Source organism: Variovorax sp. ISS6 (assembly GCF_056523145.1).
Map to the genome: position 1 here is coordinate 805,246 of NZ_JAWRZC010000002.1, position 21,242 is coordinate 826,487.

23 protein-coding genes are annotated in these 21,242 nt (G+C 64.9%); 21 read left to right on the forward strand and 2 right to left on the reverse strand.

The genetic code is table 11. The features are described from left to right. The first annotated feature begins 37 nt into the window (after positions 1-37). The 21 genes from AC1HIL_RS35355 (at position 38) to AC1HIL_RS35455 (ending at position 16,220) form a co-directional block, all read left to right on the forward strand. Entirely contained in the window at positions 38-1,024 is a 987-nt protein-coding gene (locus AC1HIL_RS35355) for a Bug family tripartite tricarboxylate transporter substrate binding protein (RefSeq protein ID WP_479668931.1), read from the forward strand. A 45-nt stretch (positions 1,025-1,069) separates the two neighbouring features. After that, positions 1,070-2,068: an HpcH/HpaI aldolase/citrate lyase family protein gene (locus AC1HIL_RS35360; RefSeq protein WP_479668930.1), complete on the forward strand. Its 999-nt coding sequence runs from the start codon at positions 1,070-1,072 to the stop codon at positions 2,066-2,068. A gap of 1 nt (position 2,069) precedes the next feature. Then, a complete protein-coding gene (locus AC1HIL_RS35365; protein ID WP_479668929.1) occupies positions 2,070-3,278 on the forward strand; it encodes a CaiB/BaiF CoA transferase family protein in 1,209 nt (402 codons plus the stop codon). A gap of 31 nt (positions 3,279-3,309) precedes the next feature. Beyond that, positions 3,310-4,308 carry an HpcH/HpaI aldolase/citrate lyase family protein gene (locus AC1HIL_RS35370; RefSeq protein ID WP_479668928.1) on the forward strand — a complete coding sequence of 333 codons (999 nt, stop codon included), beginning with the start codon at positions 3,310-3,312 and terminating at the stop codon, positions 4,306-4,308. 87 nt (positions 4,309-4,395) lie between these two features. Continuing rightward, positions 4,396-5,235 (forward strand): IclR family transcriptional regulator, encoded by an 840-nt coding sequence (locus AC1HIL_RS35375; RefSeq protein ID WP_479668927.1) that lies wholly within the window; start codon positions 4,396-4,398, stop codon positions 5,233-5,235. A gap of 115 nt (positions 5,236-5,350) precedes the next feature. After that, positions 5,351-6,601, forward strand: a complete 1,251-nt coding sequence (locus tag AC1HIL_RS35380; protein ID WP_479668926.1) for an alpha-hydroxy acid oxidase — start codon at positions 5,351-5,353, stop codon at positions 6,599-6,601. Between the two features lie 11 nt (positions 6,602-6,612). Beyond that, positions 6,613-7,581 carry a Bug family tripartite tricarboxylate transporter substrate binding protein gene (locus tag AC1HIL_RS35385; RefSeq protein ID WP_479668924.1) on the forward strand — a complete coding sequence of 323 codons (969 nt, stop codon included), beginning with the start codon at positions 6,613-6,615 and terminating at the stop codon, positions 7,579-7,581. Between the two features lie 59 nt (positions 7,582-7,640). Next, positions 7,641-8,534, forward strand: coding sequence for a TauD/TfdA dioxygenase family protein (locus AC1HIL_RS35390; protein WP_479668923.1), 894 nt, complete (start codon positions 7,641-7,643; stop codon positions 8,532-8,534). Between the two features lie 13 nt (positions 8,535-8,547). Then, the gene (locus tag AC1HIL_RS35395; RefSeq protein WP_209545831.1) at positions 8,548-9,258 is read left to right on the forward strand and encodes a 4-carboxy-4-hydroxy-2-oxoadipate aldolase/oxaloacetate decarboxylase; all 711 of its coding nucleotides are present in this window, start codon (positions 8,548-8,550) and stop codon (positions 9,256-9,258) included. A 72-nt stretch (positions 9,259-9,330) separates the two neighbouring features. Then, entirely contained in the window at positions 9,331-9,678 is a 348-nt protein-coding gene (locus tag AC1HIL_RS35400) for a hypothetical protein (protein ID WP_479668922.1), read from the forward strand. 16 nt (positions 9,679-9,694) lie between these two features. Then, the gene (locus AC1HIL_RS35405) at positions 9,695-10,057 is read left to right on the forward strand and encodes a hypothetical protein (RefSeq protein WP_479668921.1); all 363 of its coding nucleotides are present in this window, start codon (positions 9,695-9,697) and stop codon (positions 10,055-10,057) included. Between the two features lie 120 nt (positions 10,058-10,177). Continuing rightward, on the forward strand, positions 10,178-10,645 hold the full coding sequence (locus AC1HIL_RS35410; protein WP_479668920.1) for a hypothetical protein: 468 nt from the start codon (positions 10,178-10,180) through the stop codon (positions 10,643-10,645). A gap of 105 nt (positions 10,646-10,750) precedes the next feature. After that, positions 10,751-11,083: a hypothetical protein gene (locus AC1HIL_RS35415; RefSeq protein ID WP_261206124.1), complete on the forward strand. Its 333-nt coding sequence runs from the start codon at positions 10,751-10,753 to the stop codon at positions 11,081-11,083. Positions 11,084-11,132: 49 nt separating this feature from the next. Continuing rightward, positions 11,133-11,516 (forward strand): hypothetical protein, encoded by a 384-nt coding sequence (locus tag AC1HIL_RS35420; protein WP_479668919.1) that lies wholly within the window; start codon positions 11,133-11,135, stop codon positions 11,514-11,516. Positions 11,517-11,553: 37 nt separating this feature from the next. Then, positions 11,554-12,006, forward strand: coding sequence for a toxin-antitoxin system YwqK family antitoxin (locus AC1HIL_RS35425; protein WP_479668918.1), 453 nt, complete (start codon positions 11,554-11,556; stop codon positions 12,004-12,006). A 32-nt stretch (positions 12,007-12,038) separates the two neighbouring features. After that, positions 12,039-12,470, forward strand: a complete 432-nt coding sequence (locus AC1HIL_RS35430) for a hypothetical protein (protein WP_479668917.1) — start codon at positions 12,039-12,041, stop codon at positions 12,468-12,470. Between the two features lie 631 nt (positions 12,471-13,101). Next, positions 13,102-13,434: a peptidyl-tRNA hydrolase gene (locus tag AC1HIL_RS35435; RefSeq protein WP_479668916.1), complete on the forward strand. Its 333-nt coding sequence runs from the start codon at positions 13,102-13,104 to the stop codon at positions 13,432-13,434. A gap of 67 nt (positions 13,435-13,501) precedes the next feature. Beyond that, positions 13,502-13,759, forward strand: a complete 258-nt coding sequence (locus AC1HIL_RS35440; protein ID WP_479668915.1) for a hypothetical protein — start codon at positions 13,502-13,504, stop codon at positions 13,757-13,759. Between the two features lie 55 nt (positions 13,760-13,814). Then, the gene (locus AC1HIL_RS35445) at positions 13,815-14,429 is read left to right on the forward strand and encodes a hypothetical protein (protein ID WP_479668914.1); all 615 of its coding nucleotides are present in this window, start codon (positions 13,815-13,817) and stop codon (positions 14,427-14,429) included. A 146-nt stretch (positions 14,430-14,575) separates the two neighbouring features. Beyond that, positions 14,576-15,415 (forward strand): hypothetical protein, encoded by an 840-nt coding sequence (locus AC1HIL_RS35450; RefSeq protein WP_479668913.1) that lies wholly within the window; start codon positions 14,576-14,578, stop codon positions 15,413-15,415. A gap of 418 nt (positions 15,416-15,833) precedes the next feature. Continuing rightward, the gene (locus tag AC1HIL_RS35455) at positions 15,834-16,220 is read left to right on the forward strand and encodes a hypothetical protein (RefSeq protein ID WP_479668912.1); all 387 of its coding nucleotides are present in this window, start codon (positions 15,834-15,836) and stop codon (positions 16,218-16,220) included. Between the two features lie 1,747 nt (positions 16,221-17,967). Here the strand turns inward: AC1HIL_RS35455 and AC1HIL_RS35460 are convergent. Further along, entirely contained in the window at positions 17,968-19,431 is a 1,464-nt protein-coding gene (locus tag AC1HIL_RS35460) for a tannase/feruloyl esterase family alpha/beta hydrolase (RefSeq protein ID WP_479668911.1), read from the reverse strand. Between the two features lie 169 nt (positions 19,432-19,600). Further along, entirely contained in the window at positions 19,601-21,229 is a 1,629-nt protein-coding gene (locus AC1HIL_RS35465) for a thiamine pyrophosphate-binding protein (protein WP_479668910.1), read from the reverse strand. Positions 21,230-21,242: the final 13 nt, after the last annotated feature.

Consider the following 21,242-nt stretch of genomic DNA (forward strand, 5'->3'; position numbering starts at 1 on the left):
CGCACCGGGATTCCAACGACAAGAACTGGAGACAGCCATGAAGAGAAGAACCCTGCTGCAGGCAGGCGCCGCGGCCGCCTGGCCGCTGGTAAACGCGGGCGCCGCGCGCGCCGAGGCCGGCTACCCGAGCAAGCCGGTGCGCATCCTCGTGCCCTACACCACGGGCCAGTCGGCCGACCTGTTCGGCCGCATGGTGGCGATCGAACTCGGCAAGCTGTGGCCGCAGCAGGTGTTCATCGACAACAAGGGCGGCGGCGCCAGCATCCCCGGCATGCTCGCGGGCCGCAATGCCGCGCCCGACGGCTACACGCTGACGGTCGGCGGCAGCGGGCCGATGGCGATCAACCCCGGGCTCTACGGCAAGAAGCTGCCCTACGACCCGCTGGCCGATTTCATCCCGGTGCACGGCCTGTTCCTGTCGCCGCTGGTGGTGCTCGCCAATCCCTCGGCCGGCATCGATTCGTTCAGGCAGTTGGTCGAGTCCGCGAAGCGCAAGCCCGGCGCCGAGAAATGGGGCGTGGCCGGCCTGGGCACCTCGCCGCACCTCGCGGGCGAACTGATCAAGGCCAAGGCCCGGATCGACGTGGTGGCCGTGCCCTACCGCGGCAGCGGCGTGATGCTCAGCGACCTGCTGGGCGGACAGGTCACGCTGGGCGTGGACACGGTCTCGGCCGCCATCTCCTATGTGCGCAGCGGGCAGCTCAAGGCGCTCGCCGTCACCTCGGCCCAACGCGTGCCGCAGCTGCCCGACGTGCCAACCGTGGCCGAGAGCGGTCTCCCGGGCGTCGAGGCCGTGGGCTGGGCTGGCTTCCTGCTGCCGCTGCACACGCCGCCGGCCGTGGTCGCGGCCGCCGAGCAGGGCATCCACCGCGTGATGTCCGATCCCGCGATCCAGGAGGCCATGACGCAGCGCGGCGCGCTGCCCGACCTGCGCGGCGGCGGTGCCTTCGGCGCCTTCGTCAAGGCCGAGGTCCCGAAGTGGACCGAGCTGATCGTCGCCAACGGCATCAAGGTCGACCAGTAGGCCGACCGCATCCCCCGCACCCTTTCATCCGCCACAGGAGCCTTCGTGTCCGCCACCCTCACCCCGCCGCGCCGCCAGCGCCTCCAACGTTCCGAGCTCGCGGTGCCCGCCACCTCGGAACGCTTCTTCGCCAAGGCCTGCGCGAGCGATGCCGACGTCGTCTTCCTCGACCTCGAGGACGCGGTGGCCGACGCCTTCAAGGACCAGGCCCGGCGCCAGGCCGTCGAGGCCCTCAACGCGCTCGACTGGGGCCGCAAGAGCATGGCCGTGCGCATCAACGGCCTCGACACGCCCTGGGCGCTGCGCGACCTGGTCGACGTCGTGAGCGAGTGCCCGCGGCTGGACATGGTGCTGCTGCCCAAGGCCGGCACCGCCTTCGACGTGCAGTTCGTGGCGCAGGTGCTGACGGCCATCGAGCGCGAGAAGGGGCGCGACAAGCGCGTGGGCATCGAGGTGCTGATCGAGACCTCGCAGGGCGTCGCGCATGCCGAGGAGATCGCTGCTTCGTCCGATCGGCTGGAGGCGATGATCTTCGGCGTCGGCGACTACACGGTCGATATGCGCACCAACGACTTCGTGTTCGGCACGCCGAGCGAGCGCTATGCGGTGCTCACCGCCCCCGACGCGCAGGGCGTGCGCCACCGGCACTGGAACGACCAGTGGCACTTCGCGCTCGCGCGCATCGCCAATGCCTGCCGCGCCTATGGCGTGCGCGCCATCGACGGCCCCTTCACCGACTTCGGCGATGCCGAGGGCTACCGCGCTTCGGCCACGCGCTCGGCGGCGCTGGGCTTCGAGGGCAAGTGGGCCATCCATCCCTCGCAGGTGGCGATCGCCAACGAGGTCTATTCGCCCTCGGCCGAACAACTGGCCTGGGCCGACAAGGTACTCGGCACGCTCGAGGCGGCAGCGGCGCGGGGCAACGGGGCCATCGGCGAGAAGGGCGTGCTGATCGACCTGGCCCATGCCAAGCTCGCGCGCTCGCTGCAGCAGCGGCAGGCCACGATCGACCGGCACACGGGCGGCAACGCCGATCGGCGCTGAGATGACAGAGACCTCCACCGCTCCGCTGGCCGGCGTGCGCGTGCTCGACATCGCGACTTTCGTGGCCGCGCCCTTCAGCGGCACCATCCTCGCGGACTTCGGCGCCGACGTGATCAAGATCGAGCAGCCCGAGGGCGGCGATCCGCTGCGCAAGTTCGGCACGCCCACCGATTGCGGCGACACCCTGGTGTGGCTCAGCGAGGCGCGCAACAAGCGCTTCGTGACGCTGGACCTGCGCGTGCCCGAGGGCCGCGAACTGTTCCTCCGGCTGGTGGCGCAGTCCGACGCCGTGCTCGAGAACTTCCGTCCCGGCACCCTGGAGCGCTGGGGCCTGGACTTCGAGACCTTGCGCCAAGCCAATCCGCGCATCGTGCTGCTGCGCGTGAGCGCCTACGGCCAGACCGGCCCCTATCGCGAGAAGCCCGGCTTCGCGCGCGTGGCGCACGGCTTCGGCGGGCTCTCGCACCTCGCGGGCATGAGCGACGGGCCGCCCGTGGTGCCGGGCTCGACCTCGCTGGCCGACTACATCTCGGGCCTGTGGGGCGCGCTCGGCGTGCTGCTGGCGCTGCGCGTCGCGGAACGGACCGGCGAGGGCCAGGTCATCGACGTCTCGCTCTACGAATCGATCTTCCGGCTGCTCGACGAGCTGGTGCCGGCCTACGGCAAGTTCGGCGAGGTGCGGCAGCGGCTCGGCGCCGACGTGCCGCACGTGGTGCCGCATGGCCACTGGCAGACGGCCGAGGGCAAGTGGGTGGCGCTGGCCTGCTCGAGCGACAAGATCTTCGAGCGCCTGGCCCACCTGATGGAGCGGCCCGACCTGGTCGCGCCCGACCGCTTCGCGACCAATGCGCAGCGGCTCGCGGGCCGCGCCGAGATCAATGCCGCCATCGCCTGCTGGATCGGCCGGCTCGAGCTGGCCGAGGCGGTGGCGCGCTGCGACGCGGCCGGCGTGCCCTGCGGGCCGATCATGGCGATCGACGACATCTTCGCCGACCCGCAGTACGCGGCGCGCGACAACCTGCAGCGGGTGCAGGACCCGCGCGTGGGCGAGCTCGTGGTGCCGGCCGCCGTGCCGCGGCTGTCGAAGACGCCGCCGCTGCTGCGCCACCTGGGCGGCGCGCTCGGCGCCCATACGCAGGAAGTGCTCGGCGAGCTGCTGGGCCTCGATGCCGAGGCGCTGGCCCGGCTGCGTGCCGCCCATGCGCTGTGACCCGATCTCCGTTCATTCACGACCACCGTTCATGCATCCCACGCCCGTTCATCCGTCGGCCGCGCTGTTCTCCGGCGAGAAGCTCGTTCCCGCGCTCGCGCCCTGCGAGCACTACGCGGGCAGCGACAAGCTGATCCACAAGGCACTCCAGCTGCAGGCCGAACTCGGCCCGGTCTTCGACCTGACCTGCGACTGCGAGGACGGCGCCGCCGCGGGCGAGGAAAAGGCGCACGCCGAGATGGCCGCGCGCGCCATCGCCTCGGAGGCCAATCGCCACGGCCGGGTCGGCGCGCGCGTGCACGATGCCTCGTCGGCCTTCTGGCGCGCCGACGTCGACACGCTGGTCGGCGAGGCCGGCGACCGCCTGGCCTACCTCACGCTGCCCAAGGCGCAGCGCACCGGCGACGTCATCGCCATGCTCGAGCACATCGAGCGGCGCCGCGCGGCTGCGGGCCTCGCGCGCGCCATCCCGGTCCACGTGCTGGTCGAGACCCATGGCGCGCTGCGCGACGTGTTCGAGATCGCGGCGCTGCCGGGCCTGGAGGTGCTCGACTTCGGGCTGATGGATTTCGTCAGCGACCACCAGGGCGCGATCGGCTTCGAGGCCATGCGCAGCCCGGGCCAGTTCGAGCATCCGCTGCTGGTGCGCGCCAAGACGCGCATCGTGGCCGCGGCGCTGGCCAACGGCCTCGTGCCCGCGCACAACGTGTCGCTGGCGCTGCGCGATCCGCTGGCCACGCGCAACGACGCGTACCGCGCGCGGCACGAGTTCGGTTTCCTGCGCATGTGGAGCGTGCATCCCGATCAGATCCGGCCCATCGTCGAGGCCATGGCACCCGATGCGAGCCAGGCCGATCGCGCCGGCGCGATCCTGCTGGCGGCGAGCGAGGCGCAGTGGGGGCCGATACGCCACGAGGGCGAGCTGCACGACCGCGCGAGCTATCGCTACTTCTGGAGCGTGCTGCGCGCGGCCGAGGCAGCGGGTGTCGCGTTGCCCGCGCAGGTGCGCGAGCGATTCTTCACCGGCTGACGCGGCACGCGGAGAATCATCCGCTGCTTCGCCGCGATCGATGTCCAGCCCGGAACGCCGCGCAGGCGCATCGAAGGAACACGAGCGGTGAGAAGTTCGCGCAGCCCCCAGCCTTCCCTCTCCCACGGCACGCAGAGCATCGAGCGCGCCCTGCGCATCCTGCGCGAGCTGGCCGCGCGCGGCGAGTTCGGCTGGCGGCTGTCGGACCTCGCGGCGCGCTGCGAGGTCGACAAGGGTACCGTGCACCGCGTGCTCTCGTGCCTGGTGCGCGAACGCTTCGTACAACAGCGCAGCACCGACAAGCACTACTTCCCCGGCCCGATGCTCTACGAGCTCGGTCTCTCGCTGCCCGGCTACGCGGCCTTCCAGCAGGCCTGCGAGCGCCGCATGGCGAAGCTGGCGGCGCAGACCGAGGCCATCGCCTGGCTGATCCTGCGCAGCGGCAACGAGTACGTCTGCGCGGTGCGCCAGGGCTCGCTCGAGTTGCGCGGCCTGATGGTGCACGCGGGCACGCGGCGGCCGCTGTTCACCTCGGTCGGCGGCGTCGCGATCCTGCAGACCCTGCCCTCGCTCGAGACCGAGAACATCCTCGCCGACAACATGCAGCAGGAGATCGCGCAGCGCGGCAGCGGCCGCCTCGACGCGCTCGAGAAGATGCGCGACCGCTCGCGCCGCCATGGCTTCGGCGTCAACCTCGGCGACGTGGTGACCGGCGTGCATGCCTTCGCGGTGCCGGTGTGCGCCGACAACGGGCGCGCGATGGCGGCGGTGTGCCTCACCGGGCTGGCCGAGCAGTTCGGCGAGCCGAAGCTGGCCGAAGTGCGTGCGGCGCTCGATGAAGTGGCCGCGGCGGTGGAGCAGGATGCGCGCGAATGCCTCGGTGGCGTCATGCACATGGGACACGCGGGCGCGAGCGCCGAGCCTTGAGCACCGGCGCGCGACGCTACAAGTTCAAACTGTGAAACTCCGCTGCCCGGCCCTATGGGCAGCGAAAAGACCGCTCGATATTCTCGATCGCAGAGACAACTCACGACGAGAAACGATGAACGTGGACACTGCGGTCAACCTCGAGGACCTGCGCTCGATGGCACGGCGCAAGCTGCCGCGGATCGCCTTCGATTTCATCGATGGCGGCGTGGACGACGAGGACTGCATGCGGCGCAACCGCGAGGCCTTCCGCCGCTTCCAGCTGGTGCCGCGCTACCTCGTCGATGTGTCGCGGCGCGACCAGTCCACCGAACTGCTGGGCCGGCGTCATGCGAGCCCCTTCGGCATCTCGCCCACGGGTTTGGCCGGGCTGTTCCATCCGGGTGCCGACGAACTGCTCGCGCAGGCCGCGCGCGCGGCCGATGTGCCCTTCCTGCTGTCGAGCGCGAGCAATGCCTCGGTCGAGACGGTCGCGAAGCTCGCGCCTGAGCATGTCTGGTTCCAGATCTACGGCACGCGCGAGGAACGCATCAACGCCGATCTCGTCGAGCGCGCACGCGACGCCGGCGTGCGCACGCTGGTGGTGTCGGTCGACGTGCCGGTGAACTCGAACCGCGAGCGCAACCGCCGCAACGGCTTCTCGCGCCCCTTCCGGATGACGCCCGGCGTGGTGCTCGAAGCGCTCGGCCATCCGGCCTGGGTGCTGCGCTACCTGCGCAGCGGCGGCATCCCGATGATGAGCAACTGGGCACCCTATGGCCGCGCGGGTGCCTCGGCGTCCGAGGTCGCCGACCTCTACGGCACGCTGACACCGGCGCCGATGATCACCTGGCGCACGCTCGAGCGCATCCGCGTGGACTGGAACGGCCCGCTCGCCGTGAAGGGCCTGCTGCATCCCGACGATGCCCGCCAGGCCGCGGCGCTCGGCGTCGATGCGATCGTGGTCTCGAACCATGGCGGGCGCCAGCTCGACGTGGCACCCACGCCGCTCGAGATGCTGCCCGCGATCCGCGCGGCGGTCGGCGAGCGCGTGGAGTTGCTGCTCGACAGCGGCGTTCGCCGCGGCTCCGACATCGTGATCGCACGCTGCCTCGGCGCGCGCTTCGCGCTGTTCGGACGGCCCACGCTGTTCGGTGCGGCCGCGGGCGGTGCGCGCGGCATCGCGCGTGCGCTGCAGATCGTTCGCAACGAGATCGACATGGTGCTCGCGCAGATCGGCTGCGCCTCGTTCGACGCGCTCGACGCGCGCCATCTGCGCAATGCGGACGCCGAGGCCTTCGCGAACCCATCCCCTCCCCTGCCCGCCATGCCGGCGGCCAACGGCACCGCCTTCGATCCACCGCGGGCGGCGACCTCACAACCATGAAGGAGACAACGATGACCTCACTCTTGCGCCTCGCGCGGCGGCTCGCCGCGCTGCCGCTGGCCTTCGCGCTGACCGCCGGGGCACTGGCCCAGGGCTATCCGAACCGGCCGATCAAGATCGTGGTGGCCTACCCGCCCGGGCAGAGCACCGACATCGCCACCCGCTACTTCGCGGCCAAGCTCTCGGCCGCGCTGCACGAAGGCGTGGTGGTGGAGAACCGGCCCGGCGCCTTCGGCAACATCGGCACCGCCTATGCGGCGCGCGCCACGCCCGACGGCTACACGCTGATCATGGGCGCCTCGGGCACGCATGCGATGAACCCGGCGCTCTACGACAACATCGGCTTCGACGCCGAGAAGGACTTCGACCCGATCGTCGCGACCGCCTTCATCCCAATGGTGATCTCGGTGCATCCCTCGCTCGGCGTGCAGACGCTGCCCGAACTCATCAAGCTCGCGCGCAGCCGGCCCGACAAGGTCGACGTGGCGCTGCCCAGCGTCACGGCGCAGCTGGTGCTCGAGATGATCCGGCGCCAGAACGTGCCGCTGTTCTCGATCAAGTACAAGGGTTCGGGCGAGGCGATGACCGCGCTGCTGGGCAACCAGGTGCCGGTGCTGATCGACACGGTGGCGGCCTCGCGCGCGCAGTTCGGCCGGATCAAGCCGCTGGCCGTGACCTCGGCCAAGGCCATGACCGCGCTGCCCGAGATCCGGCCGGTGGCCGAGCAGGGCCTCGAGGGCTTCAGCGTGGTGGCCTGGAACGCGCTGATGGCGCCGCGCGGCACACCGGTGGAGGTGCGCGAGCGGCTGGCCGCCGAGATGCGCAAGATCCTCGCGCTTCCGGAGACCGCCAAGGCCCTGCACGAACTCGGCTTCGAGCCCGCGCCGCCGATGGACTACGCCCAGCTCGTCGCCTGGCTGCGCTCGGAGCGGCTGACCGACGCCGAGATCATCCGCAGCGCCGGCATGAAGGCCGACTGACGCGCCGCCCCCTCTTTCCCCTTTTTTTCTTCTTTCATACACACCCAAGGAGACATCCCATGACCGTGCTCGCGCAAGAACTGAAGGTCCGCCCGCTGCATTCCGATTTCGTGATCGAGATCGACGAACGCATCGAAGACATCCTCGCCAACCCCGACGCCATCGAGCAGGTGCGCCGCCTGTGGCAGGACGCGCCGGTGATCGTGTTCCCGCGCCAGTCGCTCGAGGAGGCCGACCAGGTGCGCTTCACCGAGCAGTTCGGCCGTTGCGAGAGCGCCAACCGCAAGGACATCCAGTCGCCTTACCACGACGAGATCATCTACTTCAGCACCCTGCGCTATGCCGACGGCCGCTTCGTCGGCGGCTTCGCGGGCGGCGACGACGTCGACTGGCATTCGGACCAGACCTTCCGCGTCAAGCCCGCCACCGGCGCCATGCTCTACGGCCTCGAGGTGCCCAAGGGCGGCGGCGACATCTACTGGGCCGACCAGTACGGCGCGTGGGAGCGGCTGCCGGCCGACGTGCGCGCGCTGATCGACGGCCGCACCGGCACCTACCGCTATGCCAAGCGCATGGCGATCATGAACACGCTCGAGCTCAAGGACAAGGAAAGCGCGCAGGCCAGGGAGATGGCCAAGCTGCCCGATGCCTTCCACCTCGTGGTGCTCACGCATCCGCTGACCGGCCGCAAGGCGCTCTATGCCGACCCGACCACGCTGGTGGCGATCGAGGGCCTGAGCGAGGCCGAGAACGCGCGCGTGCTGCCGCTGCTGTTCGAGGTCGGCGGCAGTGCCGAGCTCGTGTACCGCCACAAGGTGCGCAACGGCGACCTGATGATGTGGGACAACGGCTGCACCATGCACCGCCGCGACGAGATGCAGCTCAACCAGCCGCGGCTGATGAAGCGCACCACCTTCCGCCTCGCGGCCGACGCCTACTGCGTGCCGCACTGAACGGAGAGCGACCGTGAACAGCTCCAGAGTGTTCCTGCGCGTCAACCGCGTGGAAGCGGCCCTGTGCGCGAAGGCGCGCGAGGCCACCGTGTCCGACCTGCACGAAGCGGCCGCGCCGCGCGGCATCGGCGGCCTGATGTCCAGCCGCATGCGGCCGATCCAGAAGGGCGCGCGCATCGCGGGCCCGGCCGTCACGGCCTTTTGCGCGCCCGGCGACAACCTGATGATGCACCGCGCGCTCTACCTCGCGCAGCCCGGCGACGTGCTGGTGGTGGTCTGCGACGCCGAGACCTCGGGCGCCCAATGGGGCGACATGGCGGCACGCTATGCGCTGCGCAAGGGCCTCGCGGGCGTGGTGGTGCAGGGCTGCGTGCGCGACACCGACACGGTCGAGGCGCTGGGCCTGCCGGTCTGGTCCACGCACGTCCTTTCGATCCATCCCGACAAGTGCGGCCATGGCTTCGTCAACACGCCGGTGGTCTGCGACGGCGTGCTGGTGCAGCCGGGCGACCTGGTCATGGCCGATGGCGACGGCGTGGTCTGCGTGCCGCGCCGCGAGGCCGGCGAGGTCGTCGAGGCCGCGCTTGCGCGCATGCGCAAGGAAGAAGAGATGGCGCGCGCGGTCGAGCGCGGCGAGGCGGTGTGGGACCTGGGTGGCTCGGCGGCGAGCTATGCGGCGATGAACGTCGAGGAGATCGATGCGGCGTTCGATGATGTGCGCTGAGGGCGTGGGCGGTGCGGCTTCCGAGACGATCCAGGGCGGATCTTTTTGAGGCCTTGTCGTGTCAGCCGGCCCGTGGAAGTCCTGCACTCGCAGGACGGCGCGGTATTCATCGACGACAACCTGATCGACCGAGAGATCGAGCCCTGGAAACTCGGCACGAAGAACTGGCTGTTCGTGGACAACAAGTCGCTTGCGGCGCGCGGCGGCGATGATGAGCCTGGTGCGGGCTGCCAAGCTCAACGGCCGGGACCCGTGGGCATGCCTGCGCAGCGTGCTGGCGCGCATTCACTCTCATACCTGACACCGGCTGACGAACTGCTGCCGCATCGCTGGGGCCGAGCACGGCAAAATGAGACCAATGTCCGGAACCGAGCCAAGACCGGTCACTCGCTGCTGAGTCAGAATCCGACCTATCGTTGACTTCTGAGCACGTCTCATGACTTCGTTTTCTCTGCCAATCTGGTCCAAGCACAGAGAGGTCGACGATCAATTTGTCGGAGTGATCGCTGGGGCTCCCCGCTTTGAATTTTTGAATTCATGCGTAACTTATGAAATCACTCTGGATATGGCTTTCAACTCACTGTCTCAAGGAGTTAGAAATGTGTCTCAACGAGCGAAGGATGGCGTAAAAGCTGCGCTGTACATTGAAACTCTAGAGCATCTTGAGATCGCGCGGACATCCTACGCCCAAGGAAATAACTCCCGCGGTAGCAACGCTTTAATGGAAGCGCACAACGCTTTTCGACAAGCCGCAGGAAAAATTCCACTCTGGAACGCCGAACGTCAGCGCAACGTCTGACAACAGACCTCACGCCGTCATCAAGCCTTCGGTTGCAGTCGGCCACAACCGGTCAGTCGCGCTGTCAGGCAGAATTCGGCCAACTCTAAACATTTGCCGACCATGATCTAAGGAGACCCGATGGCGAGCGAAAACCATGCATCGGGACATTTATTACTTGATGACCGAGCCGAGTCCTTGGAAGCTGCTTTCAAGAAGATTGGGATGCTTCCAAGTGAACCCTATCCCACCAATCATGGGGTATGGCAAGGCATCTTCCACGCGCCGTCGGCCCCCAATCGGGCTGGCAACATCATCACGTTTGGCATTAGCTATAAAGACTTCGGTGATCCGGGAGAGATTGGCGGGTTTCTTGATTTCTGGGAGTCGTTCATTTGCGACTTGCCGGGTCGGGAGCTCTTCATATGTGTCACGACAAGCTACTTTGACTCGCGGCACATTTTTGGGAAGTTCTACTATTTGTGGGAGCAACGACCGGGGAGGGAGCACGCATGGCTTTTTCGCGGCGACGGTCACCCTTACGGAGAGGCCAAAAAATGGACATCGCGGTTTCCGTACGAGCCGTTGCCGCCAGTCCCTGGCAGCTAATCGGTGGAATCCGGTAGCGGCCAGGACCGGACACTCACCGGACCCTCGGAATTCGCGACAAAGGCGACTTTCTATGCGCGTAGACCGAATACTCATTGAGACCTGATGAGCCGCTATCAAGACAAGCCGTTCCTGCGATTCTTGGACAGCTACGTTCTCGACGCAATTGACCAACTCAGTGACGACCAGCGTCGAGGGCTCGAGGAGCTTCGGCCGATGCTGGCGAAGTCACTTGGCCTCGATGGCACTTGGCAGGAAATCGTAAGCGCCGCGATGGAGTTTCCTGAATCGATGCCCGAATCCATCCGTCGAATATGGGGCGCCTATCTGGACGCGGCACGCGCCGCCCAGAACCCTGTTGACCCGAACGAATTCGTCGCAGAGTTCATCGGCGCAAACTTTCCAGACATCGCGCCCCCGTCGCGCGATGTCCACTAGTCAGCTCCCGGCCAAGAGCGGTCTTTCCCACCACACATCCAGCACGTCAATGCAGCAAGCATTCATTCCCAAAACGTCGACGAAGCTGAAGCGAGGCGACTTTGCCCTTCTGCCTCGCTCCGACGGGCGTTTTGTTCCTCTCGTATTTCTTGACCATGTGCCTCGCCATCGGGTGACTTTCTATGGAGCACTGGCGCAAGCTGTCATCCGAGAGCCGCAGATGGAACAAGTGGGTCCGCCCCTGGCTCTCGGCGAAGTCGCAATGATCGACGTGCGGGTCTTCGAGGCCGCGAACGCTCCCATAGTCGGAAACCTCTCGGCGAGATTGGATGAAGCTGACGTCCGCGAGCGCCTCGATCGTCAGCAGTTGCGCTCGATTGTCTGGGGGAGGGCAACGCCATTGAAATATGCCAATGCCCTTTCAGGCGTCTGATTTCGGCCAAGAGCGGGCATTGATTACTGGAACCTGCATGACTGACGCAGATGAGTTTGACTGGAGCAAAGACGTACCGGACTTCACCGTCGACCTCGCCGAGCTCGATGATGACGACCACGGGTTTGTCTACCGAGGCGAGCCTTTCAGCGGGATCGCGATCTCCTACTACGGCAACGGTCAGGTTGAATCGTTGCGTCCTTGCCTAAACGGTTTTCCGCATGGTTACTGCCGATGGTGGCATGACAACGGGCAACTCAGCCAAGAATGGACTGCGTTTGCAGGTATGGGGCACGGTTGGGGGACGACGTGGAACGAAGATGGTGTCGTTGTGAAGAAGCGTCTGAGTGAGTTTGGGCGCGCTCTGGAATGGGCCATCTTCGGCCCCGATGGCGCGGTGATCGAGACCGGGACAAACCGGGCAGACAAACTGACCCTGGAATGGGTCGAGAAGTACAGGCGGCTCTTTCCAAAGGCCCCAGTGGTGTGAGACTGCGAATCACCGCTGCTAGGACGACTTCGATGGCCGCTTTGTGCAATGTCCGCCTCGGTTTCGTAGCAGGATTCGGCCGGAACCGGTCGTTCGATAGTGGCTCAGAATTTGGGGGTGCGTCTATGTGGAAGCGTGCCGATGTCGCAGAGGGTCGGGACTATCAGTTGGCATTGGTGCAACTGGGTGACGGAAAGCGCATGTATAAGCTGTGTGAAGTTGGTCAATCCGGCAAGGTCGATGGGCGAGTCTTCCTCACAGCGGTGGTCCCGCGGGAGTTGCTTTTGAGAGGTGACTTGCATTCGATAGCAAGCGCCGTGAAGCTAACAGACGGCACCTCTTACGGCGTTGAAGCTCATGGCGTGTGGCTGACCTCCGAGGAGTGCGCCGCCTTTGAGCGCGACGTGACCTGGTCAGATATGCCTTGGTTGAACGGGCTAGCACCTATTCTTCCCCCAAAATGAGCGCGGGCTTTCTACCGCCGTTCACGGCCACAACCAGTCTATCGGGAGGAGCCATTGAATCGAGCCGTGGGGGATCCAAAGACATGACTGAAATAGCTGTTTTCTCGGTGTGGGCCAAGATTCGCGCGGACGCTAAGCGAGAGTTTCGGAGGTGGATGGCCACCCAAACCGGATGGAGGGAAATCGACGTTCACCGACTGCTAGGAGCAGCAGTGGATGTCGGCCAGCCGGTTGAACTCTTCCAATCCCTGGGATGGGAAGACGCGCACGTTGAGCTGGGAAGACTGCCAGCATTCGTCGAAGCCGGATCCGAGAAACTGACAGTGGCTTCGTTTGCTCCAGGCGAGCAAGCACCCTACTGTGCCGTTCATTCCCTATACACGTGGAACCGAGGATGTCCTGTTTGCGAAGACAACTACATCCATAGGGGGCGAGGCACTGAGTCAGAGCCACACAGAAGGCTTTCATGAGTGACCGCTTTCGAAGCATGCACTAGCCTTTTAGGGCCCCTTCGCGACGGCTGAGCGACCGGCTACAGTCGGCCATAACCGGTCATCAAGTGTCGCGGCTGATTGCAACAGAGTTCTAACCCCAGCCTGAGGAGCACCACGCTTGCGGCGTGAATAGACAGATGAAGATGTACATCCTTGTCCGAGACGACATCCCGCTAGGCTTCGCTATGGTCGCCGTGGCTCATGCATCCTTGGCAGGTTATCTCAAGTTTCAGAGCGAGCCGGAAATACAGAATTGGCTTTCGGGACCTTTTTTCAAGGCTGTCTGTAAGGCGAATGCCAAAGAGTTTGAAAACGCCAAACAGGTCGCAGATCATCTGGTCCTGACTGAATCTGCACTTGAGAATCGGGAGGTGGCGATTGTCTTCAAGCCTCGGGATGAATGGCCAAAGATGTTCAAATTCCTTCGACTCTACAAGGAGGCTCCATTGTCTCCGGCTGTGTCTGAATGACAGGGTGCGGCCAATTTCGGACCTCTGAGGTCAAGGCAAAATTCGCCCACCTATCCGTAATAGCTCGATGAATCAAAACATCTGCTTCTTCTACTCACAAGACCGCCAACGTCGCATCGCGCTATTTCGTCGCGAGGAGGGGAGTTTTGGTTTTGTTGAGCAATACCACTTCAACAACGAAGCCGCTGGCATCGAGGGGTGGGCCTCCTACGCGCCCAGCCCTTCCTTCTACGCGGACTTGGAGATTGCCAAAGAGGAGGCGGTACTAGGCATCCGATGGACTGCCAGCGACGATGGATTTGTCGTCGCAGACCCCGCAGTCTAAACGCTGCTTCCGGGTATCAGCCGACGTTCAAGGTGTATCAAGGACGAATGCGAGCATGTTTGAGTTCCCTAGCTACTACGTTTGCACTGGCTGTAATACGCAATTCAGCTTCGAATTTCAGGACCCCGTCTACTACTTCGGAGAAACACCACTTGGTGCTCAATTGCTTGACGCCGAGACATTTCCAATTCCGGTCAGACCTGGATGGTGTAAGACGTGCGCCAAACTCTGCGTGGTAGAAGACATCCAGCCTTTGCATACTTTTGAAGCTTCCTACGGTGCGGTTCGCGCAGGAAAAGTTGTAGAGTATCCAGAGCAGACGCTGAATTTTGAATTGCCTCAATCAGCAGCTCGAATTCGAACCTATCTGCGATGGCGGATGAGCCGTCTTCATCAGCCACGTGCGTTGTGTTGCGGCGGAACTGACTACCAGCTTTTGGACGTCAAACTGCCCCTGCTCAAACATGCGGAATGCGACTTCGGTGTGGTCGACGCGGCATTTGTCTATCCTGGCTCGTACAACGGCCCGGGTCGAGGTGTCTACAGCCCAGCCAACATTCCCGTTTTTGATGGTGAAGGAGAACTGATTGGACTTCTGACCACGCGCGCCCGCGCGTCGACTCTGTGGAATGTTGCGCCAGCGGCTTATGAGGGGAGACAGTCAGATTGAAGGTCCGCTTCCGAAAACAACGAGCTTCCGCTTGGGCTCCTCGGCGTCATGACCTTACGGCAGAATCCGGCCAAGAGCGGTCCTCTGATAGCTGGGCACAATTCGCCTGAAAGCAGCCATTCGGCGGCATTGATGACGGAGATCAGATGGCAGAGCGCCCATACCTTGGAGTCGACCACGTCGTGCTTCGCACCGCTGCAGCTGAGCCGCTGTTCGAGCTCCTGCATCAGCAGCTTGGTCTTCCAGTGACCTGGCCCCTGCAGCATGCGCCGTTTGCCACCTATGGTTGGGTTGGAGTCGGCAACACCAATCTCGAAATCTGGGCAGCCGCGGACAACGCCGACTTGCCGGCGGATTGCCCGCTTCCTTTGTTCCACCAGATTGCCCTCGCTCCCGTGAGGCTCGAGGAGACAGTGGCGAGCATCCAGGCGTCAGGACTGAGTTGCAAGGCGCCGCGAGCCTTCGTATCAAGGAATGTGAACGGAGACGCTCATACGAACTTCACCAATTCGGTGGTTCTCGACCTTTCCAGCGATTCGTTCTGCGTTTTCGTTTGTGAGTGGGGTGACATGGCACCCATTGCGCCTTGGAAGCACGGATTGAGCTTGAACCAGCGTCGAGCAGACCAGCAGGCTGCGCTTGAAGCTGTCTCAGGAGGTCGGCTCGGGTTTGAGCGGTTGAGCGGAATCGAACTGACCACGCCAGACGTGCCAGCGGCGACGGAGAAATGGCAGCGACTTTCTCGTTCGTTCTGCGTGCCCATCAAGATTGCAGACGACATGGAACTTTCGGTGGTGCTGGGAGAGCGAGACGCAATTCGGGCTCTAACTTTCACTGTCCGCAACCTCGACCTGGCCCGACGCGCTCTAGTGGAAGACGGCTTGCTTGAGCAGCCTGACAATCTTGAGGAGGTAGTGTTGTCGCTACGCGCCACCGGCGGCGTTAGGATTCGCCTGGTCGAGGAGCCGCGCACGCTTGTCGAGTGACTGGTCTCAGTCGGCCAGGACCGGTCACACGAAGTCAGCCCCTGAACGGGAGTAGAAGCACGACAGAGGCCCCGGGATGCTCTCACCTAGAACCTTGATACTTGGCGCTGCCGCTGTCGTCTTGGGGCCACTCGGCATTGCGCTGATTGGCCAAGTGTTGATCTGGATGCTTCCGGGCTGCAATCCGAATCCGTACGCGCTCGGAGAATGCCTCATCGGTTCCTACAACATCGCATCCATATTGATGTTCGCCACCGTCGGCGGCATCTACGTAGCGGTCATTGGTCTACTGGTGTCGGTTCCGCTGCTCGTCGGGGCCCTTTTCCTATCCGGCGACGGTGACTCATTGAGGCGACAGCGCAATGGGCAAAATGGGGCCAGGACCAGACACTGAACTTCAGCACCCCCCAGTACCCAAATGCAAAGTCAGAGCAAAGATGAAGTCGTCATCGAACTCGCCAAGACCTTCATGGATTTGCTCCAGCGCGACGTTCCAGGATGGAGCCGAGCGTTCTTCAGATTCGAGGCGAGCGATTTGAAGATGGGGTCAAACGCTTCATACGAGGCTGCAGACAACGTCACCCTGCTGTCCGCGTTGAAAAATTCAGACTTCTACAGATACATGAACGATTTGGCCTCGACGCTTCGCGAGCGAATGGGCTCGGACGGACGGAAGTTCTGTGTCATGTTGCTAAGCGTCAGTGCGACCTTCGACTACAAGATCGACTTTGAGTATGTCGAGCCTGGCCGCTGGCGTATTAGCAAATTGGACGGCGCGTCCGGGCTGCCGTTGGGAGTCGAGTAGGTTCGCGTAGCAACGACTGCTTTCGGCACAGGCGAACAGCCGCTTCGGGCCCAAAGCCGTCATCTAGCTTGCTCGAAAGCAGGCATTCGTTGCGGCCGCAATGTGAGATCAGGCGCCAGGACTGGCGGACGGCTTCCAGATGTTCGTACGTGGCACATGTTCCTTATATCCAGTCCCGTCATCGATGCCGACGACTTGATGGCCGAAACACTCCACTAGCGCAACTAGACTGCCGGTACCACCGTATGGGTAGCCATGGGGATTGAACCCCAACACATGCCGTGACGCTCGCGGTTGGATTGCAATAAGGTCGTAGTCCCCATTCCAAATGGCATCAAGCATGGAAGCGAAATCCCACTGTGGAGTCAGCATCTCAGGGGAATGCCGCTCTGGGAGCGAAGTGGAGAACCAATATGCATTCCACTCAGCAACTTCGGCGGGGGTCAGGTTCGAAAAGTAGGAGCGCTCACCGTCGCTCAGAAACGCCAATAGTTGCGACTCATCTGAGGGCTCATCACGATCTTTCGCAACCTTCAAGAGGTCAAAAAAATCCGTCAACCGCCGCAAGGGTCTCTCGCCATCCGACTCGAATTCAATGCGGCAATAAGTCGGACCGTCTCCATCGACTGAGGCCTCTACAACCTTTTCTGAAGGCGGGATGGAGTGCGCTGGCGAGACAGCCACGCGTTTCTTGAAGGGCCACATAGGGGTGTACGAATCAGTTGAGCGACAGAGACCACAGACCGGTATTGGCCGGCAACCTCTGATCCTGCCTTGGCTCAAGAGCGCCAGAAACATTCTCACCAAACATCATGCGTTGGGGTCAATCATGGCGGACCTCTGCTCTGTGTTCCGCCTGCGACGTTCGCGTCGGGCGGCAAAGGACACAAGAATTAGTACTACCGTCAAAGGAAGGAGCACGTTTGCAAGCATCTCTCCGACGATTCGTCCTTGGTCGTGGCTTGAAAGGCGTTCCATTTCCAATGCGAGTAGCGCTTGAATTGTGAAGAAGAAATACACCGCACAAGCGGCAAGAACCAAGATGACCCCCGCTGTTCGGGTAGGCACAAAGTCTCGCTTGGCAAGTAGGTTGAGGCCCAGGGCTCCGCAGTAGCCTACAAAGTAGAGCACCGTGTAGATGATGAGTAGCGTTACAGCCATAGTTCCTTCTCCTCAAGCCTCTGAGTTGTTCTTGTCGAAGATGGCATCGCTATCGCTCGCGCCTCGACGTCTTGGTTCCTGCCTCGGGGTGAATGCTGGCCTAGATTAGAGCGTCCGCTGTTGGCCGATAGCGGAAGTCTAGCCGCGTGCGCATGCTTCCGATTTCGATGACATGGCCGCGCGCTTACGAGGAGGCAGCGGCGGCAGCGGGTGGGCCAGGCCACAAACTTGCGCCATGACGAACTCTGCCATCGCAATGGCCTTTGCTATCACAACAGCACCGTCAATCGCTCGCACTGCGATCCTCGAGGGTGGTGTGACGAAGGGACTGAGCGGAGGGCAATGGACCAGCAACATCCCAGGAAAGTTGACTCTCGGCGCACGAAATTCGAACAACGCTGCGCGCGATGGTCAAGAACAATGCTCAAGCCATTGAGCTGCGAGCCGGTCCATTGCAGCAACTTTGACCACCGACACATGACGCCCGACGCATGTTCCGTTATTTCGTTCTTTTCCGATATTCGACGAAATTCCGGAACATCCGGCACCGCCGATCTCCGCGCCAGACCCCAGCCGGTGACCTTTCTCAGGGCGCCGCGACACACCTCCAAGCACTCAAGGCCTGCCCCGTCGGAATCTCCCCCGAAGCATTGCGCGCCAGCGAAGGCGCCCCACCCCGCGCCTGGTCGTCGTGCACCCAGCGGTCGAGATCGGCCAGCGCGTTCCAGTTCAGCTGCAGGGGCGTGAGACCGAGCCGCTTGAGCACGGCATTCGTGTTGTAGAAGCCATGGCTGTAGTCCTCGACGAAATAGGCGCGCACGGTGTTGCGGATGTCGGCGGCCGCGACCTGTCCACCCGCGGGCAGGCCGTTCAGCTGCCTGACGAATTCGCCGGCCTGCGTGCAGGGCACGAGGAAGTCGGAGGTGCCCTGGTAGATCACGATCTTCTTGCCCTTGCCGCCTTCCCGCTTCTGCCGCGCCGACATCCGCAGGAAGGGCACGAGCTCGTCGGGCCGCACGTTCCACACCGGAGCCAGCTGGTCGAGCAGACGGTGGTAACCGTCGTAGTCGGCGCCCGATTCGATCGCGACATCCGCCAGGTAGCGCGAGGTCGCGCCCATGCCGTCGCTCAGGGTCTGGGGCGACACGTCCTGGCCGAACAGGCTGGTGAGCATGGCGGAGGCGCTGGCCCAGTTGGTCGTCCAGTCGTTGACGGTGTCGGGCACCTGCAAGGTCTTCAGCAGGTTGGTCTCGTCGACCGGCGGCGCGCCCGCGACGACACCGTCATACGCGTCGGGCCAGTTGGCGATGGCCTTGAGCGCCTGCCGGCCGCCGGTTGAGATGCCGACGAAGTAGGTGTCGGTGGGTGCCGCGCCGGTGAGCTTCTTCAGCAGGTACAGGCCGACGTCGAGCGATTTCTTGATCGAGTCCTGCCCGAAGTTCTTCACCATCTCCTGCTTGGCGACATCGGCGAGATTGCGGCCCGGGCGCACGAAATCGGGATCGAAGGCGCCGTTCGAGCCGTCGGCGCCCGCGTCGCTGAGCACCACGGCGTAGTTGGCCAGCGCCACGCCCTGCAGCGGGAGCGCGAACTGCTGGCTGGTCTGCGTGCCGGCGGCGACCACGTCGGACTTCCAGGCGAAGCCTCCGCCGCCGAGCTGCACAAACTTGCCGTTCCACTGTGCCGGGATGTAGATCTGGTAGTTGATGTCGCGCACGCGGTAGCTCGGGTCCTTCACGGCCGGGTCGACGCCGCCGGGCGAGGTGGGCTGGATCGTGCCCTTGACCAGGCAGTAGGCCGGCAGCGCGAGCCAGACCTGCTGGACGGATGTGACCTTGAAGCCACCGGTCTTCGGCGAGGGAAAGCGGCTGCCGCGAAAGTCGTCGAGCACGGCGTCGGCGTACTGCGAACCATCGAGCTGGTTCGAGCAGGTGCGCACGAGGGTGTTGGCAATGTCGGTGGCCGCCTGGGCCCACGAGGCGAGTGCGCCGCAGGCCAGCGCCACGAGCAGCGCGCGGATCCACCGCGCGAGATTCTCTGTCTTGGTCAAGATGTGTCTCCAACGTGTTCGGTTCGAATTCACAAGACCCCACGCCTGAGCCGGAGCGGGGACCACGCCTTCTTCCAGAGGCCGTGAAATTCTTGATCGCGCTGGAATCGGCCGCACTATCCCTGCGGCGCCAATCGACTGACTTCGGGCGCCCGTGGCCGGCGCCCCCTCAACCCTCGCGCCGGATCTGCGGCGCGGGCAATCCCTCGATCATCACGTTGAGGCAGGCGGGCTTGCCGCTGGCGAGCGCGCGCCGTGCCGCGTCGGGCAGCGCATCGGCTTCGGTGACGAGTTCGCCGTGCGCGCCGAAGGCCTGCGCCACCGCGTCGTAGCGCGTGGGCCGCAGCTCGCAACCGATCAGGCGCTCGGGCCCGTAGTCGCGCAGCTGGATCTGGTACTCGGCGTTCCAGCGCGCATCGTTGCCCACCACAGCCACGAAGGGCAGGCGGTGCCGGATGGCGGTGTCGAACTCGGCGATGTGGAAGCCCACGGTGCCGTCGCCCATGACGGCGATTACCGGTGCCTCGGGCTGCGCGCAGCGCGCGCCGAGCGCATAGGCGAGTCCGGCGCCGATCGCGCCCGCCACGCCGTTGTTGACGCGGTGCGGCGCGCTCAGGCAGGCCATGGCCCACTGGCCGATCTCGCCGCCATCGCAGACCAGCACCGACTCGGGATGACTGTCGAGCAGGGCCTGCAGCGGCCGCAGCATCTGCGCCGGATGCAGGCGCTGCGGCAGCGAGGCGCGCGCTTCGTCCCAGGCCGCTGGGCGGTAGGCCAGCCATGCATGCGCTTCCCGCAGCCACGACGGATCCCGGGCGCGAGCCGCGGCCGCTGTCAGCGCCTGCATCGCGGGCCAGGCATCGGCCTGCGCTTCGGTGCGCAGGCGCTCGCGGAGGGCACGGCGGCTGCGCGCGAGCTCATCCGCATCGGGATCGATCTGATGGACCCGTGCATCGGCGGCCAGCGCGGTGCCGAACTTCAGCGTGAAGTCGAGGCGCTTACCCAGCAGCAGCACGCAGTCCGCGCGCGCCAGCAGTTGCGCGAAGGCGCCGAGGCTCGCATCGCCGATGCCGCGCGGGCTCTCCATGCCGGCGACCGGCACGCCCGTGGCCTGCTCCAGCGCGGCGATCAGCGCGCGCCCATCGCGCGTGAGGCAGGACGGGCCCGCGAGGATCAGCGGGCGCTCGGCCTCGGCGAGCTGCCGGGCCAGCGCGGTCGCGAGCGCGGGGTCGAGCAACCGCTGCTCGGGCGCGAAGGCTTCAGGGCCGAAAGCGGGCACGGTGGTCGCGCCCTCGAGCACATCGCTCGGCAGGCTCAGGTGCACCGGCCCGGGCCGCCCCGACCTCGCGATACGGATGGCCTTCGCGACATCGCCCGCCACCGCGTCGGCACTGGCGCAGCGCCACGACGCCTTGCAGACCGGCTCGGCCATGTCGGCCTGGCGCATCTCCTGGAACGCACCCTGGCCCAGCTGGTCGTTCGGCGCATGGCCCGACAGCAGCACCACCGGCGCCTCGGCCATCTGCGCGGTGTACAGCGCGGCCACGGCATTCGCATGGCCGGGACCGCCGGTGACGAGCGCGATGCCGACCTCGCCCGACACCCGCGACCAGGCATCGGCCATGTGCACGGTGCTGGCCTCGTGGCGCACGTGCACGAGTTCGATGCCCGAGCCGAAGGCCGCGTCGAACACCGGCATGACGTGGTTGCCCGAGAGCGTGAAGATGCGCGCGACGCGGGCCGCGCGCAGGCATTCGATCAGCGCATCGGCGCCGCGAAAGATTCGGGTGGAGGGCATGCGGCGGACAAGG

Excerpts from the sequence above, each read along its gene's own strand:
- AC1HIL_RS35380 (WP_479668926.1), top strand. The coding sequence starts at position 5,351 with ATGAACGTGGACACTGCGGTCAACCTCGAGGACCTGCGCTCGATGGCA.
- AC1HIL_RS35450 (WP_479668913.1), top strand. The coding sequence starts at position 14,576 with ATGGCAGAGCGCCCATACCTTGGAGTCGACCACGTCGTGCTTCGCACC.
- AC1HIL_RS35415 (WP_261206124.1), top strand. The coding sequence starts at position 10,751 with ATGAGCCGCTATCAAGACAAGCCGTTCCTGCGATTCTTGGACAGCTAC.
- AC1HIL_RS35465 (WP_479668910.1), bottom strand. The coding sequence starts at position 21,229 with ATGCCCTCCACCCGAATCTTTCGCGGCGCCGATGCGCTGATCGAATGC.
- AC1HIL_RS35405 (WP_479668921.1), top strand. The coding sequence starts at position 9,695 with ATGACTTCGTTTTCTCTGCCAATCTGGTCCAAGCACAGAGAGGTCGAC.
- AC1HIL_RS35435 (WP_479668916.1), top strand. The coding sequence starts at position 13,102 with ATGAAGATGTACATCCTTGTCCGAGACGACATCCCGCTAGGCTTCGCT.
- AC1HIL_RS35390 (WP_479668923.1), top strand. The coding sequence starts at position 7,641 with ATGACCGTGCTCGCGCAAGAACTGAAGGTCCGCCCGCTGCATTCCGAT.
- AC1HIL_RS35440 (WP_479668915.1), top strand. The coding sequence starts at position 13,502 with ATGAATCAAAACATCTGCTTCTTCTACTCACAAGACCGCCAACGTCGC.
- AC1HIL_RS35445 (WP_479668914.1), top strand. The coding sequence starts at position 13,815 with ATGTTTGAGTTCCCTAGCTACTACGTTTGCACTGGCTGTAATACGCAA.
- AC1HIL_RS35355 (WP_479668931.1), top strand. The coding sequence starts at position 38 with ATGAAGAGAAGAACCCTGCTGCAGGCAGGCGCCGCGGCCGCCTGGCCG.
- AC1HIL_RS35385 (WP_479668924.1), top strand. The coding sequence starts at position 6,613 with ATGACCTCACTCTTGCGCCTCGCGCGGCGGCTCGCCGCGCTGCCGCTG.
- AC1HIL_RS35425 (WP_479668918.1), top strand. The coding sequence starts at position 11,554 with ATGACTGACGCAGATGAGTTTGACTGGAGCAAAGACGTACCGGACTTC.
- AC1HIL_RS35430 (WP_479668917.1), top strand. The coding sequence starts at position 12,039 with ATGGCCGCTTTGTGCAATGTCCGCCTCGGTTTCGTAGCAGGATTCGGC.
- AC1HIL_RS35370 (WP_479668928.1), top strand. The coding sequence starts at position 3,310 with ATGCATCCCACGCCCGTTCATCCGTCGGCCGCGCTGTTCTCCGGCGAG.
- AC1HIL_RS35410 (WP_479668920.1), top strand. The coding sequence starts at position 10,178 with ATGGCGAGCGAAAACCATGCATCGGGACATTTATTACTTGATGACCGA.
- AC1HIL_RS35420 (WP_479668919.1), top strand. The coding sequence starts at position 11,133 with ATGCAGCAAGCATTCATTCCCAAAACGTCGACGAAGCTGAAGCGAGGC.
- AC1HIL_RS35365 (WP_479668929.1), top strand. The coding sequence starts at position 2,070 with ATGACAGAGACCTCCACCGCTCCGCTGGCCGGCGTGCGCGTGCTCGAC.
- AC1HIL_RS35455 (WP_479668912.1), top strand. The coding sequence starts at position 15,834 with ATGCAAAGTCAGAGCAAAGATGAAGTCGTCATCGAACTCGCCAAGACC.